The 16448-nt window shown below is 43.4% G+C and carries 5 protein-coding genes, 4 tRNA genes and 4 rRNA genes; 4 read left to right on the forward strand and 9 right to left on the reverse strand.

The genetic code is table 11. The annotated features are described in order from the left end of the window. Nucleotides 1-304 precede the first annotated feature (304 nt). The 8 genes from AK825_RS13685 to AK825_RS13720 form a co-directional block, all read right to left on the reverse strand. A tRNA-Ala gene (locus tag AK825_RS13685) sits at nt 305-380 on the reverse strand. Between the two features lie 8 nt (nt 381-388). Then, nucleotides 389-465: transfer RNA gene (locus tag AK825_RS13690), tRNA-Ile, on the reverse strand. Nucleotides 466-558: 93 nt separating this feature from the next. Further along, nucleotides 559-2097 (reverse strand): 16S ribosomal RNA (locus tag AK825_RS13695). Nucleotides 2098-3057: 960 nt separating this feature from the next. Further along, nucleotides 3058-3172: ribosomal RNA gene (gene rrf / locus AK825_RS13700) — 5S ribosomal RNA — on the reverse strand. 181 nt (nt 3173-3353) lie between these two features. Further along, nucleotides 3354-6214 (reverse strand): 23S ribosomal RNA (locus tag AK825_RS13705). A 365-nt stretch (nt 6215-6579) separates the two neighbouring features. Continuing rightward, a tRNA-Ala gene (locus tag AK825_RS13710) sits at nt 6580-6655 on the reverse strand. A gap of 8 nt (nt 6656-6663) precedes the next feature. Further along, nucleotides 6664-6740: transfer RNA gene (locus AK825_RS13715), tRNA-Ile, on the reverse strand. 93 nt (nt 6741-6833) lie between these two features. Further along, nucleotides 6834-8372, reverse strand: a 16S ribosomal RNA gene (locus tag AK825_RS13720). The 16S, 23S and 5S rRNA genes sit together here with 4 tRNA genes alongside, the layout of an rRNA operon. Before the next feature lie 1232 nt (nt 8373-9604). Here AK825_RS13720 and thrS point away from each other — a divergent pair. From thrS to rnr, 4 genes are all read left to right on the forward strand, one after another. Next, nucleotides 9605-11539: a threonine--tRNA ligase gene (thrS, locus tag AK825_RS13725; RefSeq protein WP_068038632.1), complete on the forward strand. Its 1935-nt coding sequence runs from the start codon at nt 9605-9607 to the stop codon at nt 11537-11539. A gap of 23 nt (nt 11540-11562) precedes the next feature. Continuing rightward, entirely contained in the window at nt 11563-12066 is a 504-nt protein-coding gene (gene infC, locus AK825_RS13730) for a translation initiation factor IF-3 (protein WP_068038635.1), read from the forward strand. A gap of 335 nt (nt 12067-12401) precedes the next feature. After that, a complete protein-coding gene (locus AK825_RS13735; protein ID WP_068038638.1) occupies nt 12402-13646 on the forward strand; it encodes a toxic anion resistance protein in 1245 nt (414 codons plus the stop codon). Between the two features lie 125 nt (nt 13647-13771). Next, on the forward strand, nt 13772-16039 hold the full coding sequence (gene rnr / locus AK825_RS13740; RefSeq protein ID WP_068038641.1) for a ribonuclease R: 2268 nt from the start codon (nt 13772-13774) through the stop codon (nt 16037-16039). Nucleotides 16040-16125: 86 nt separating this feature from the next. On the opposite strand, the gene AK825_RS13745 is transcribed toward rnr, so the two are convergent. Further along, nucleotides 16126-16413: a hypothetical protein gene (locus AK825_RS13745; protein ID WP_227514082.1), complete on the reverse strand. Its 288-nt coding sequence runs from the start codon at nt 16411-16413 to the stop codon at nt 16126-16128. Nucleotides 16414-16448 lie beyond the last annotated feature (35 nt).

Consider the following 16448-nt stretch of genomic DNA (forward strand, 5'->3'; position numbering starts at 1 on the left):
AATTATGATAACGATATCACCTATGTTTATACGCTTGATTCAGTTCTCTTTACTTTTTTAATAATCAACCCCTGGGATAACAACTGATGTCGTTAAGAGGTCGATTATTAAGGTTAGAAACAACGCGTGAACACGTGTTCCTAACCCAGACTCATATCTATGTTTTTAAATAGTCTCTGTGCTCTCGTCGAGTCACAGATTCTGTATAAAACAGAAAGAAGTAATCAATGCCTATTGGCTGAATCACTTGTTTCTATTTATACATCTACTTATTTATTTGCATACTAAAGAATAGTTTATTATATGGTGGAGCCAAACGGAGTCGAACCGTTGACCTCCTGCGTGCAAGGCAGGCGCTCTACCAACTGAGCTATGGCCCCTGAAATAATGGTAGGCCTGGGCAGACTTGAACTGCCGACCCCCGCGTTATCAACACGGTGCTCTAACCAGCTGAGCTACAGGCCTATAGAGCGTATATATATCACGCCTAGGCTTTAATAAACTAGCTTAAACTAAAGAACAACTTGTTGTGAATTCTTGCTGACCGAATGCCATCTATAAGGAGGTGATCCAGCCGCAGGTTCCCCTACGGCTACCTTGTTACGACTTCACCCCAGTCATCAACCACACCGTGGTGAACGCCTCCCCGAAGGTTAAGCTATCCACTTCTGGTGCAATCAACTCCCATGGTGTGACGGGCGGTGTGTACAAGGCCCGGGAACGTATTCACCGCGGCATTCTGATCCGCGATTACTAGCGATTCCTACTTCATGGAGTCGAGTTGCAGACTCCAATCTGGACTACGATAGGCTTTTTGAGATTCGCATCACATCGCTGTGTAGCTGCCCTCTGTACCTACCATTGTAGCACGTGTGTAGCCCTGGTCGTAAGGGCCATGATGACTTGACGTCGTCCCCGCCTTCCTCCAGTTTGTCACTGGCAGTATCCTTAGAGTTCCCGGCATAACCCGCTGGTAACTAAGGAAAAGGGTTGCGCTCGTTGCGGGACTTAACCCAACATCTCACGACACGAGCTGACGACAGCCATGCAGCACCTGTATTCTAATTCCCGAAGGCACTCCCGCATCTCTGCAGGATTCTAGATATGTCAAGACCAGGTAAGGTTCTTCGCGTTGCATCGAATTAAACCACATGCTCCACCGCTTGTGCGGGCCCCCGTCAATTCATTTGAGTTTTAACCTTGCGGCCGTACTCCCCAGGCGGTCTACTTATTGCGTTAGCTGCGTCACTAAGTCCTCAAGGGACCCAACGACTAGTAGACATCGTTTACGGCGTGGACTACCAGGGTATCTAATCCTGTTTGCTACCCACGCTTTCGAGCCTCAGTGTCAGTATGATGCCAGAAGGCTGCCTTCGCCATCGGTATTCCTCCAGATCTCTACGCATTTCACCGCTACACCTGGAATTCTACCTTCCTCTCACCTACTCTAGCCTAACAGTATCAGATGCAGTTCCCAGGTTAAGCCCGGGGATTTCACATCTGACTTATCAAGCCACCTACGCTCGCTTTACGCCCAGTAATTCCGATTAACGCTTGCACCCTCTGTATTACCGCGGCTGCTGGCACAGAGTTAGCCGGTGCTTATTCTGCAGCTAATGTCATCGTCCGTGGGTATTAACCACGGAGTCTTCTTCACTGCTTAAAGTGCTTTACAACCAAAAGGCCTTCTTCACACACGCGGCATGGCTGGATCAGGGTTGCCCCCATTGTCCAATATTCCCCACTGCTGCCTCCCGTAGGAGTCCGGACCGTGTCTCAGTTCCGGTGTGGCTGATCATCCTCTCAGACCAGCTACAGATCGTCGCCATGGTAGGCCTTTACCCCACCATCTAGCTAATCCGACTTAGGCTCATCTAATAGCGAGAGCAACAAGTTGCCCCCTTTCTCCCGTAGGTCGTATGCGGTATTAATTCGAGTTTCCCCGAGCTATCCCCCACTACTAGGTAGATTCCTAAGTATTACTCACCCGTCCGCCGCTCGTCATCTTCTAGCAAGCTAGAAATGTTACCGCTCGACTTGCATGTGTTAAGCCTGCCGCCAGCGTTCAATCTGAGCCATGATCAAACTCTTCAGTTTAATCTTGCTATGAAGTCCTTTAAAGAGACTTCTAAACTTGGCTCATTTAATCTGGCAAATCGCTAAAAATTATGTTCGTAATGAATTAACTTTGAGTTTTTCTGCTGTCTTAAATGATAATTTTTATAGTTAATAATCTTCCCGAAAAGAAAAGATAGTCAACTTTATTTTTTAGCATTCTGAATCAGCAAAAATCCACACAAGTTGTTCTTTAGTTATGCTTTTAAATAGTGTCAATCTACTGTCGTCCAGTAGTTGATATATAGGGTACTTCTCTTTGCTAAATAACCTTAAACCGTTATGGCTTAACCTATCTAGCGAGCCGACTATCATATCATGATGATTTGATTTGTCAAGCTTTTATTTCGTTTCGTTTCAATAAGTTAATTGGGTTATTGTTGTGTAATAATACACTGCAATCATTGCCGTTTGTCTCATTGAGGGGCGTATTATAGACCCTTTTAACGAGGTGTCAAGCAGTAAATTATTTTATTTTAAACTGAATTAAAAGTAATTTACCTAGGAGTGTTCTCAATAAGTGGTCAACCAATTATTAAACTGCCTTCCCTTCCGACTGGGACGCATTATACGCGGTTTCAGCTGAGGGTCAAGGGGCTTTGTAGAGTTTATTTTATATATATAATAACTCATTGAAATATATCGTTTTAAATAAGCTAAATAAATAGTAACTCTACTAACAACATAGAATAAGTATATTGTTTGATAAGGTCACAAGAGCGTCAAGCTGGATATATACAGAAGAATAATCGAAACTATACGCATAACAATTTATTATCTTGTAAATTTAGCATTCATATCCCTAACCAACAATCTCAATACAGTAAAAAATCAATTTGAGTAGACTTATAGACGTTAAATTATTAGATTATAAAAGAATTTATTAAAGACAAAGAAAACCCCCCGTCTAGATAACTAGTCGGGGGGTTTTCAGGAATAGAGAGCTGACGATGACCTACTCTCACATGGGCGGACCCACACTACCATTGGCGCAACGATGTTTCACTTCTGAGTTCGGGAAGGGATCAGGTGGGGCCATCGTGCTATTGTCGTCAGCAAAGGGGGTTAGATATGAGTCTGTTGTTGTTCTTATGACTTCAATATTACTTGAGGCCTGTCAACATAAACCTAACTGAATCAAGGTTTAAGGTGATATCGAAATATTCTTACTTTATAAGCCACTACAGCTCATACAAGATAGATTAATTAGACTTGTATACAAACCACTTGGGTGTTGTATGGTCAAGCCAAACGAGCAATTAGTACAGGTTAGCTACACACATCGCTGTGCTTCCACACCCTGCCTATCAACGTCCTAGTCTTGAACGGCTCTTTAGGGAAATCTAATCTTGAGGTGGGCTTCCCGCTTAGATGCTTTCAGCGGTTATCCCATCCGAACGTAGCTACCGGGCAATGCCACTGGCGTGACAACCCGAACACCAGAGGTTCGTCCACTCTGGTCCTCTCGTACTAGGAGCAGATCCTCTCAAATTTCCAACGCCCACGGTAGATAGGGACCGAACTGTCTCACGACGTTCTAAACCCAGCTCGCGTACCTCTTTAAATGGCGAACAGCCATACCCTTAGGACCTGCTTCAGCCCTAGGATGAGATGAGCCGACATCGAGGTGCCAAACACCGCCGTCGATATGAACTCTTGGGCGGTATCAGCCTGTTATCCCCAGAGTACCTTTTATCCGTTGAGCGATGGCCCTTCCATACAGAACCACCGGATCACTAAGACCTACTTTCGTACCTGCTCGACTTGTGGGTCTCGCAGTTAAGCGCGCTTTTGCCTTTATACTCTACGACCGATTTCCGACCGGTCTGAGCGCACCTTCGTACTCCTCCGTTACTCTTTAGGAGGAGACCGCCCCAGTCAAACTACCCACCATACATTGTCCTCGGTATTGTTATACCTGAGTTAGAACCCCAACATGACCAGGGTGGTATTTCAAGATTGGCTCCACCGAGACTAGCGTCTCGGCTTCAAAGCCTCCCACCTATCCTGCACAAGTCAGGTCAAAGTTCAATGTAAAGCTGTAGTAAAGGTTCACGGGGTCTTTCCGTCTAGCCGCGGGTACACAGCATCTTCACTGCGATTTCGATTTCACTGAGTCTCTGCTGGAGACAGCGCTGCCATCATTATGCCATTCGTGCAGGTCGGAACTTACCCGACAAGGAATTTCGCTACCTTAGGACCGTTATAGTTACGGCCGCCGTTTACTGGGGCTTCGATCAAGAGCTTCGCTTACGCTAACCCCATCAATTAACCTTCCAGCACCGGGCAGGCATCACACCCTATACGTCCACTTTCGTGTTTGCAGAGTGCTGTGTTTTTAATAAACAGTTGCAGCAGCCTGGTATCTGCGACTGCCAACAGCTCAAGGAGCAAGTCCTATCACCATCAACAGCGTACCTTCTCCCGAAGTTACGGTACCATTTTGCCTAGTTCCTTCAGCAGAGTTCTCTCAAGCGCCTTGGTATTCTCTACCTGATCACCTGTGTCGGTTTAGGGTACGATTCGTTTATAACTATTGCTTAGAAGCTTTTCCTGGAAGCATGGTATTTGCCACTTCGCTGTACAAGTACAGCTTGCTATCAGATCTCGGTATAAAATAGCCCGGATTTACCTAAGCTATAAACCTACATCCTTTCACCTGGACAACCAACGCCAGGCTGACATAACCTTCTCCGTCCCTCCATCGCATTATAAACAAGTATCGGAATATTAACCGATTTCCCATCGACTACGCCTTTCGGCCTCGCCTTAGGGGTCGACTCACCCAGCCCCGATTAACGTTGGACTGGAACCCTTGATCTTCCGGCGTGCGAGCTTTTCACTCGCATTATCGTTACTCACGTCAGCATTCGCTCTTGTGATACCTCCAGCATACCTTACGATACACCTTCACAGGCTTACACAACGCTCCCCTACCACTTGAAAACAAATTCAAATCCGCAGCTTCGGCTCCTAGTTTGAGCCCCGTTACATCTTCCGCGCGGGCCGACTCGACTAGTGAGCTATTACGCTTTCTTTAAAGGATGGCTGCTTCTAAGCCAACCTCCTAGCTGTCTATGCCTTCCCACCTCGTTTCCCACTTAACTAGGAATTTGGGGCCTTAGCTGGCGGTCTGGGTTGTTTCCCTCTCCACAATGGACGTTAGCACCCACTGTGTGTCTCCCGGATATCACTCATCGGTATTCGGAGTTTGCATCGGTTTGGTAAGTCGGTATGACCCCCTAGCCGAAACAGTGCTCTACCCCCAATGGTGTTCGTCCGAGGCGCTACCTAAATAGCTTTCGGGGAGAACCAGCTATCACCGAGTTTGATTAGCCTTTCACCCCTATCCACAAGTCATCCCCTGGCTTTTCAACGACAGTGGGTTCGGTCCTCCGGTGCCTGTTACGGCACTTTCAACCTGCTCATGGATAGATCACTCGGTTTCGGGTCTATGCCCTGCAACTAAACGCCCTATTAAGACTCGGTTTCCCTACGGCTCCCCTAAACGGTTAACCTTGCTACAGAACATAAGTCGCTGACCCATTATACAAAAGGTACGCGGTCACCCTAATAAATTAAGGCTCCCACTGCTTGTACGCACACGGTTTCAGGTTCTATTTCACTCCCCTCACAGGGGTTCTTTTCGCCTTTCCCTCACGGTACTGGTTCACTATCGGTCAGTCAGGAGTATTTAGCCTTGGAGGATGGTCCCCCCATCTTCAAACAGGATTTCTCGTGTCCCGCTCTACTTAATATGTTAACGCTAATGTTTCGAATACAGGACTATCACCTACTACGGTCAGCTTTCCCACGCTGTTCTTCTACATTAGCACTAATCGGCTTCTCCCCGTTCGCTCGCCGCTACTTGGGGAATCTCATTTGATGTCTATTCCTAAGGGTACTGAGATGTTTCACTTCCCCTCGTTCGCTTCTTGTACAAGTACAAGATACCTACCTTATGGTAAGTGGGTTTCCCCATTCAGAAATCTCCGGATCACAGGATATTGCCGCCTCCCCGAAGCTTATCGCAGGCTGTCACGTCTTTCATCGCCTCTGACTGCCAAGGCATCCACCATGTGCGCTTCATTACTTGACCATACAACCCCAAGTAGTCTTTCTCTATAAATAGAGTTAGATTCCTAAGTGTTCTACAATCTAATTATGATAACGATATCACCTATGTTTATACGCTTGATTCAGTTCTCTTTACTTTTTTAATAATCAACCCCTGGGATAACAACTGATGTCGTTAAGAGGTCGATTATTAAGGTTAGAAACAACGCGTGAACACGTGTTCCTAACCCAGACTCATATCTATGTTTTTAAATAGTCTCTGTGCTCTCGTCGAGTCACAGATTCTGTATAAAACAGAAAGAAGTAATCAATGCCTATTGGCTGAATCACTTGTTTCTATTTATACATCTACTTATTTATTTGCATACTAAAGAATAGTTTATTATATGGTGGAGCCAAACGGAGTCGAACCGTTGACCTCCTGCGTGCAAGGCAGGCGCTCTACCAACTGAGCTATGGCCCCTGAAATAATGGTAGGCCTGGGCAGACTTGAACTGCCGACCCCCGCGTTATCAACACGGTGCTCTAACCAGCTGAGCTACAGGCCTATAGAGCGCATATATATCACGCCTAGGCTTTAATAAACTAGCTTAAACTAAAGAACAACTTGTTGTGAATTCTTGCTGACCGAATGCCATCTATAAGGAGGTGATCCAGCCGCAGGTTCCCCTACGGCTACCTTGTTACGACTTCACCCCAGTCATCAACCACACCGTGGTGAACGCCTCCCCGAAGGTTAAGCTATCCACTTCTGGTGCAATCAACTCCCATGGTGTGACGGGCGGTGTGTACAAGGCCCGGGAACGTATTCACCGCGGCATTCTGATCCGCGATTACTAGCGATTCCTACTTCATGGAGTCGAGTTGCAGACTCCAATCTGGACTACGATAGGCTTTTTGAGATTCGCATCACATCGCTGTGTAGCTGCCCTCTGTACCTACCATTGTAGCACGTGTGTAGCCCTGGTCGTAAGGGCCATGATGACTTGACGTCGTCCCCGCCTTCCTCCAGTTTGTCACTGGCAGTATCCTTAGAGTTCCCGGCATAACCCGCTGGTAACTAAGGAAAAGGGTTGCGCTCGTTGCGGGACTTAACCCAACATCTCACGACACGAGCTGACGACAGCCATGCAGCACCTGTATTCTAATTCCCGAAGGCACTCCCGCATCTCTGCAGGATTCTAGATATGTCAAGACCAGGTAAGGTTCTTCGCGTTGCATCGAATTAAACCACATGCTCCACCGCTTGTGCGGGCCCCCGTCAATTCATTTGAGTTTTAACCTTGCGGCCGTACTCCCCAGGCGGTCTACTTATTGCGTTAGCTGCGTCACTAAGTCCTCAAGGGACCCAACGACTAGTAGACATCGTTTACGGCGTGGACTACCAGGGTATCTAATCCTGTTTGCTACCCACGCTTTCGAGCCTCAGTGTCAGTATGATGCCAGAAGGCTGCCTTCGCCATCGGTATTCCTCCAGATCTCTACGCATTTCACCGCTACACCTGGAATTCTACCTTCCTCTCACCTACTCTAGCCTAACAGTATCAGATGCAGTTCCCAGGTTAAGCCCGGGGATTTCACATCTGACTTATCAAGCCACCTACGCTCGCTTTACGCCCAGTAATTCCGATTAACGCTTGCACCCTCTGTATTACCGCGGCTGCTGGCACAGAGTTAGCCGGTGCTTATTCTGCAGCTAATGTCATCGTCCGTGGGTATTAACCACGGAGTCTTCTTCACTGCTTAAAGTGCTTTACAACCAAAAGGCCTTCTTCACACACGCGGCATGGCTGGATCAGGGTTGCCCCCATTGTCCAATATTCCCCACTGCTGCCTCCCGTAGGAGTCCGGACCGTGTCTCAGTTCCGGTGTGGCTGATCATCCTCTCAGACCAGCTACAGATCGTCGCCATGGTAGGCCTTTACCCCACCATCTAGCTAATCCGACTTAGGCTCATCTAATAGCGAGAGCAACAAGTTGCCCCCTTTCTCCCGTAGGTCGTATGCGGTATTAATTCGAGTTTCCCCGAGCTATCCCCCACTACTAGGTAGATTCCTAAGTATTACTCACCCGTCCGCCGCTCGTCATCTTCTAGCAAGCTAGAAATGTTACCGCTCGACTTGCATGTGTTAAGCCTGCCGCCAGCGTTCAATCTGAGCCATGATCAAACTCTTCAGTTTAATCTTGCTATGAAGTCCTTTAAAGAGACTTCTAAACTTGGCTCATTTAATCTGGCAAATCGCTAAAAATTATGTTCGTAATGAATTAACTTTGAGTTTTTCTGCTGTCTTAAATGATAATTTTTATAGTTAATAATCTTCCCGAAAAGAAAAGATAGTCAACTTTATTTTTTAGCATTCTGAATCAGCAAAAATCCACACAAGTTGTTCTTTAGTTATGCTTTTAAATAGTGTCAATCTACTGTCGTCCAGTAGTTGATATATAGGGTACTTCTCTTTGCTAAATAACCTTAAACCGTTATGGCTTAACCTATCTAGCGAGCCGACTATCATATCATAATGATTTGATCTGTCAAGCTTTTATTTTAAGTTCTTCAGTAAGATAGTCGCTTCGTTAGTAGTAAACCTTCTTACTAATTTCGCTGCTATTCCCTTGCTGTGGGGCGTATTATAGACAGTTTGAGCTGGGTGTCAACCGCTTTTTCTAAGCTTTTTAGATTAATTCTAAGAAATATAAAATAACAGATGTTTTTCAATAGGTTACAATGAAAGGTATTTTCTAATGCCTGTATAATATACTAAGAATCGCTATTTAGATCTAGGTAGACTACTAGATCATACGGTTTGGAGTACTTTTATAATTCCTATGACCTATTATCTTTAACTTTTTTGATATGCATCTTTCTTTAGTCTGTATCGACTTATCTATCGACACTATTGATATTATAGACAGTGACTATATATAGATGCTGCTTATAATAGAAGTAGAACTATATATAGTGAGAAGTAAGAGACATAGGTAGTTTATAAATGCATAGGTTATTCGATTAGCCTTATCTTATAATATAGCCATTATCTGTTTGTCATGTGTTCAACAATATCTTCATTAGATATTATATTTCCTATAGTCTAGGTGAACTATCTCTCTAACCCTTGCCGCCTAGTGTTTATAGATGGTTTTTGTTATAGTAGTTGCCCTAATGGCATTACTTGTCTTGCACTGTCAGTTAACCGTATTTAAAGGGCATGTTGCTGCGTTTTTTTTATGTATTAGCTGTATTAGTAGGTTGGATAAACAACCAAACAGCTATATATGAGCTAAACGTGTTCGAATAATGCCTGTATCTCTTAACGTATCACGTTTAACGTATATAATTTATGTGGTCTCACGGTCATATGATTGATAGTTGCAATCATCACTGCCAACGGACTCAAAAACAGGTGAATAGATTATGGTAGCGATTACTTTACCCGATGGAAGCGTCAAAAACTTCGAAGGCAATACTACAGTCATGGAAGTGGCACAAAGCATTGGGGCGGGTCTTGCTAAGGCCACGGTCGCTGGACGTGTAGATGGTCATCTAGTTGATGCTTACGATCCTATCGTCTCTGATGCTAAGGTTGAGATTATTACCCCAAAAGACGATGACGGTGTCGATATTATTCGTCATTCATGTGCTCACTTGTTAGGTCACGCTGTTAAACAGCTCTACCCTGACGTTAAAATGGTCATTGGCCCTGTCATAGATGATGGCTTTTATTACGATATATATAGTGAGACGCCGTTTACACCTGAGCATATGGAAAAAATTGAAAAACGCATGATGGAGCTTATTAAGCAAGATTATGATGTCATCAAGAAAATGACGCCACGTGCTGAAGTAATAAAGATATTTGAAGAACGTGGTGAGGATTATAAGCTCAAATTAATTAATGATATGCCAGGTGAAGAAGCTTTTGGCTTGTATCATCATCAAGAGTATGTGGATATGTGTCGTGGTCCTCACGTACCTAATACACGTTTCTTAAAAGTATTTAAACTGACTAAAATGTCAGGTGCCTATTGGCGCGGTGATGCTAAGAATGAACAGCTACAACGTATTTATGGTACTGCTTGGGCAGACAAAAAACAGCTAAAAGCATATATCCAACGTATCGAAGAAGCAGAAAAACGTGACCATCGTAAGATCGGTAAAGCGTTAAATCTATTTCATATGCAAGAACAAGCCCCAGGCATGGTATTTTGGCATGCTAATGGATGGACGATTTATCAAGTACTTGAGCAATATATGCGTAAGGTACAATATGATAACGGCTATGAAGAAATCAAAACGCCGCAAATCGTTGATCGTAGTTTATGGGAGCGTTCTGGACATTGGGGCAACTATGCGACCAACATGTTTACTACGTCGAGTGAAAACCGTGATTATGCGGTAAAACCGATGAACTGTCCGTGTCACGTACAAGTATTTAACCAAGGCTTAAAGTCTTATCGTGACCTGCCATTACGTATGGCTGAGTTTGGCTCATGTCACCGTAACGAACCATCAGGCTCACTACATGGTTTGATGCGCGTACGCGGCTTTACACAAGATGATGCGCATATCTTCTGTACCCAAGCACAAATTCAGCAAGAAGTGGCAGACTTTATTAAGCTAACCCTTGCTGTTTATGAAGATTTTGGTTTTGATAATATCATTATGAAGCTTTCAACTCGTCCTGAAAAACGGGTTGGTAGCGATGAGTCATGGGACTTCGCTGAAAAAGCCTTAGCTGATGCTCTTGATAGCTCAGGTCTTGACTGGGATTATCTACCGGGCGAAGGGGCATTTTATGGTCCTAAGATTGAATTTAGTCTTAAAGATAGTTTAGGTCGCGTATGGCAGTGCGGTACTATTCAGGTCGATCCTAATATGCCTGAACGTCTCGATGCTGAATTTGTTAATGAGCAAAATGAGCGCGAAGTACCTATTATGTTGCACCGTGCAATCTTAGGTTCGTTTGAGCGCTTTATTGGTATACTTATCGAAAACTACGCTGGATGGATGCCTGTTTGGCTTGCTCCGCAACAAGTAGTTGTTATGAATATTACCGATAAACAGGCAGAAAGTTGTAAAAATGTCGTTAATGAGCTAAAAAATGCAGGTTTACGTGCAGTTAGCGACTTGCGTAACGAAAAGATTGGATTTAAGATACGAGAGAAAACATTAGAACGTATTCCCTATATGCTAGTATTAGGGGATAAAGAAGTTGAATCAGGCAGCGTCAATGTCCGAACCCGCGAAGGTGAAAACCTAGGCGTGATGACTGTCCCTGAATTCATCAAATTAGTACAGACTGCCGTTGCCGAAAAAGGCCGTCAGAATCAAAAAACAGATCAGGAGTAATACCTATTAAACAGTCAAACCGTCTGAACACCAATGAAGATATCAGTGTTAAGGAAGTTCGTCTTGTCAGAGAAGACGGCGAACAAATGGGCGTGGTCGATATCGATACCGCTATGAAAGCGGCACGTGATGAAAATCTAGACTTAGTTGAATTAGTGCCGGATGCCAAGCCGCCAGTATGTAAGATCATGGATTATAAGCATTTCCTTTATGATCAGAAGCAAAAAGCGAAAGAGGCCAAGAAAAACCAAAAGCAAACTCAGCTTAAAGAGATGAAACTGCGTCCTAGTACTGAAGAAGCTGATTATCAGGTAAAACTGAAAAAAATCGTTAGCTTTTTGGAAGACCAAGACAAAGTTAAAGTTAGTATTCGCTTTCGTGGTCGCGAAATGGCGCATCAAGACATTGGTCGTAAGCAACTTGAACGTATCATTGAAGATACTGCCGATATCTCAAACGTCGAACAACATCCAAAAATGGAAGGTCGACAAATGGGTATGCTGCTTGGGCCTACCAAGAAAAGGTAATTGGACGGCGAATATTTAAGCTTGCCATATTTACTTGTCTTTATTTTTGACCATCAATATGCTGCGGGATATTGATGGTTTTTTACTATTGTTTGTCATAAATTTATTATTCTAATTACCACATAGTTTTACAAAATCAGCCTTCACGACTCTTTGGTTACACGGTAATCTTAAAATCTATTCCGCATTTTCTATTAACAACAACTTAATAACTATAATTCAATTAATAGACTCTCAGCTCCTATAATTGCTGTTTGAATTAGAATAATGGACAATAATCAAAATTATTTAGTAATCCAAAATATTTGATCTATTACTTATCTATAGGAAAACTTATGCAAGAACTAACACCTCCAGAAAATACGAATACGCCAAGTATCTCTCTGACTCCTCCAGCTCCTGTAAAAGAAATAGAAAAAAGTGAGGCAGATCAGATGGTTAAGTTGGATGAGAGCCAAATTCCAGAGCTTGATGCCAAAGTCGATGCTTTCGTTGATCATGTCATTACCAACCCAGTGCATGGTCCTGACTTTCAGCAAAACTTGCAATCCATTCATAACTTGGGCACTAAGGAAATCCGTGAATCTGCACAAGTATCTAATCGGATGCTGGAACTTCCTGCCAAGAGTATCAACGATAGCTTGTTTGATAACTCACCGATTGCCAAATCTCTTACTGAATTACGCGGTATTGTAGAAGATTTGGATCCGAGTAAAAAAGAGCTGACCAGCTCACGCAAACTATTCGGTCTCATTCCATTTGGCAATAAAGTACAAGATTATTTCCGCCAATATGAATCGGCGCAATCACATATCAATGCAGTGGTGACCAGTCTATACAATGGTAAAGACGAGCTACTCAAAGACAATGCCATGATTGAGCAAGAAAAAGTCAATATGTGGGATTTGATGCAATCTATTCGTCAGTATATCTATGTTGGTAAAAAGATTGACGAACAGTTAGAGCAGAAGGTCTATGCTCTAGAAGCTACTGACCCTGAAAAAGCACGTATCATTAAAGAAGAAATGCTATTTTATGTACGCCAAAAAAATACTGATTTTTTGACTCAGCTGGCTGTTAACGTACAAGGCTATTTAGCGTTAGATACCATTCGCAAAAATAACTTAGAGCTTATTAAAGGGGTTGATCGCGCTACCACTACTACCATTTCGGCATTGCGTACTGCAGTAGTCGTAGCGCAAGCCATGACAAATCAAAAGCTAGTCTTAGATCAAATTACAGCGTTAAATAAAACGACTAGTAGTCTGATTGAGTCTACCTCAGCTATGCTTAAACGCCAATCTGGTGAAATTCATGAACAAGCGACCAGTAGCACTATTGAGCTTGATAAACTACAAAATGCTTTCAATAATGTCTACGATACGATGGATATGATTAGTAATTATAAAATTGAAGCACTAGAAAATATGAAGCAAACCGTTAATACTTTGACGACTGAAGTGGATAAAGCGCAAAAATACTTGGACAAATCTAACCAAACCACTGTGCTTGAAGTTTCAAAAGAAATAGATAGTAAAAAGATTACAAACAAATCTGGTGCTACTGATATCGATATTTGATACAGCAGTTTGTCCAGTAAAAGCATGCTGTCAAATACACATAACATCATTGACGCAAGATATTAATCTGTTGTTCGTGTTAAGATAGCCATTATTAATAATTTTAAAAATAGATACGGTAATTTATGAGTTGGAATGATCCAAACGCCTCAAGCGAGGCACAAAAATACGATAATCCTATCCCTAGTCGTGAGCTGATATTACACACGATCGCTGAACACGGTGAAGCGACACATCAGCAGCTGGCAAAAGCTTTCGATATCAATGATCCTGATCAATTTGATGCGTTGGGTAATCGTCTAAAAGCAATGGCTCGTGATGGCCAAGTTAACCGCGAAGGGCGTCCTTATCGCTTTCGTACAGTCACGCAGCAAGATGTTGTCACTGGTACAGTATCTGCTCACCCAAAAGGTTTTGGCTTTGTCGTGTTGGCAGATATGCCAGATTTGTTCCTGCACGAAAAGCAAATGCGTTGGGTGTTCAACGGTGATACGGTCAATGCTATTGGTACGTCGACAGACAACCGTGGTCGTACTGAGGGCCGTATTGTTGATGTAACCGAACGTCATCAAAACCATTTTATCGGTACGCTTGCTCGTGATGAAGATGGCTACTGTGTTGAGCTTGGCAGTCCTAACAATCATCAGCCGATTACAGTCACCGAAGATAACATACAAGAGTTAGGTGCTAAGAAAGGCGATCCGGTTAAAGTTGATGTCATTGACTGGCCTAATCAGCATGAGTTTGCTACTGGTAAGATCACCGAAGTACTTAGCGATGATAATGATCGTGAGCTGATCATTGAGACGACTCTACTTAATTACGATATTCCGTCTGAATTTAGCGAAGCGGCACTTAAGCAAGCTAACGACTACCGAGAGCCTAGTAAAAAAGACTTAAAGGGTCGTACCGACTTACGTGATTTGCCGTTAGTAACTATTGATGGTGAAGATGCGCGTGACTTTGATGATGCCGTGTTCGCTGAAAAACGCTCTGGCGGTAACTATCGCGTACTGGTCGCTATTGCTGATGTTAGCCATTATGTGACGCCAAACTCTCCACTTGATCAAGATGCTTATGAACGTGGTACTTCAGTTTATTTCCCGCATCGCGTCATCCCAATGTTGCCTGAAGTACTGTCGAACGGCTTGTGTTCGCTTAACCCTTCAGTTGATCGATTATGTATGGTTGCCGATATCAAAATATCGCGTGCTGGCAAGGTGACAGGTTACGAATTCTATCCTGGGGTCATGCATTCACAAGCACGTTTAACTTATAACCAAGTCAATGATTATTTTGCCAATCCAAAAGATGACAGCATTCCAAAATCATTGACAGATAATAAAGATGTCAAAAAATCTGTCGATACGCTACATCAGTTATATGACTTGCTCATTAAAAAGCGCGAAGAACGTCATGCGATGGAATTTGAAACTGTTGAGACTTATATTAAGTTTAATGAGAAAGGCGGTATCGCGGCTATCTTGCCACGTACTCGTGGCGATGCTCATAAGCTCATCGAAGAGTGCATGTTACTTGCCAATACCTGTGCGGCAAACTTTGCATTGAAAAACGAGCTACCTGTACTATATCGTAATCACGATAAGCCTGATGGCGAAAAATCAATGCGTGTTCATGAATACGCAAAAAACTTTGGTTTAAGCTTTCCAGAAGAAAGCCCAACGCAAGCGGATTATCAACGCATTATTGAAGCCACGAAAGATCGTCCTGATGCGGTTAGTATCCACAGCATGTTACTACGCTCGATGATGCAGGCCAACTACGCACCTGATAACATCGGTCACTTTGGTTTGGCATATGATGAATATAGCCATTTCACTTCACCGATTCGCCGCTATCCTGACTTGATGCTACATCGTGCCATTAAAGCGAAAGTAACTAATAGTCAGCATCCCGTCATGGACTTCTCTCTTGATGGTGCAGGTACGCAGACTTCAGATACCGAACGCCGTGCTGAAAAGGCTTCACGTTTTGTAGAATCTTGGCTTAAATGTCATTACATGAAAGATCATGTAGGCGAAGAATTTGATGGTGTCGTTACTACAGTGACTAGCTTTGGCCTATTTGTGACGTTGACTGATCTATATATCGATGGTCTAGTACATATCTCAAATGTCGGTGATGATTTCTTTGTCTATGATGAACAGCAGCAGCAGCTTATCGGCAAAGACAAAGGCACTTTGTTTGGACTTGGTGATTTGGTCAAAGTAAAAGTCGCTGGTGTCAATATGGATTTGCTCCAAATTGACTTTGATTTAAAAGCCAAGTTGCAATCTAGTGAGATGAATCAAACAAAGAAAGGCCAGCCTAAGAGAAGCTCAGCTAAGAAAAGCAGTAGCCGGAACAGTAAAGGTGCTAGCAAAAAGAGCTAAATTGATGTTTAAATCTTAAATCAAAAAAAAGGCTAAGGTTATCTTTAGCCTTTTTTTATGCTTCTAATTTATGTGCTTCTAGTGAACTACTGAGTATTGATCACCTGATCTAAGCGTTCTTGGTCGGCTTTCTGTGCTTGGTTTATTTGGCTAGTCGCATTATCCATGATAGCTTTAGGCTGTTTCCCCAAAGGCTGGCTTGCTACATCTACTGAATGGTTGGTATCTTGATGAGGAACAACCGTGGTGGTCGACGTAGGCGTGACACTGTTTGCCACTACTGCTCTATTCTGTTCATGGCGATTACCATTGATGATATTGAAACCTAGTAAAATGACAATACCTATCAGTGCTAGGATAATTAAATGTTTCATCTGCATGACTTACTTCTCGTGATATTGCTAAGTTT

This window comes from Psychrobacter sp. P11G5 (genome assembly GCF_001593305.1).
Lineage (GTDB): Bacteria > Pseudomonadota > Gammaproteobacteria > Pseudomonadales > Moraxellaceae > Psychrobacter.

Excerpts from the sequence above, each read along its gene's own strand:
- rnr (WP_068038641.1), top strand. The coding sequence starts at position 13,772 with ATGAGTTGGAATGATCCAAACGCCTCAAGCGAGGCACAAAAATACGAT.
- AK825_RS13745 (WP_227514082.1), bottom strand. The coding sequence starts at position 16,413 with ATGAAACATTTAATTATCCTAGCACTGATAGGTATTGTCATTTTACTA.
- thrS (WP_068038632.1), top strand. The coding sequence starts at position 9,605 with ATGGTAGCGATTACTTTACCCGATGGAAGCGTCAAAAACTTCGAAGGC.
- AK825_RS13735 (WP_068038638.1), top strand. The coding sequence starts at position 12,402 with ATGCAAGAACTAACACCTCCAGAAAATACGAATACGCCAAGTATCTCT.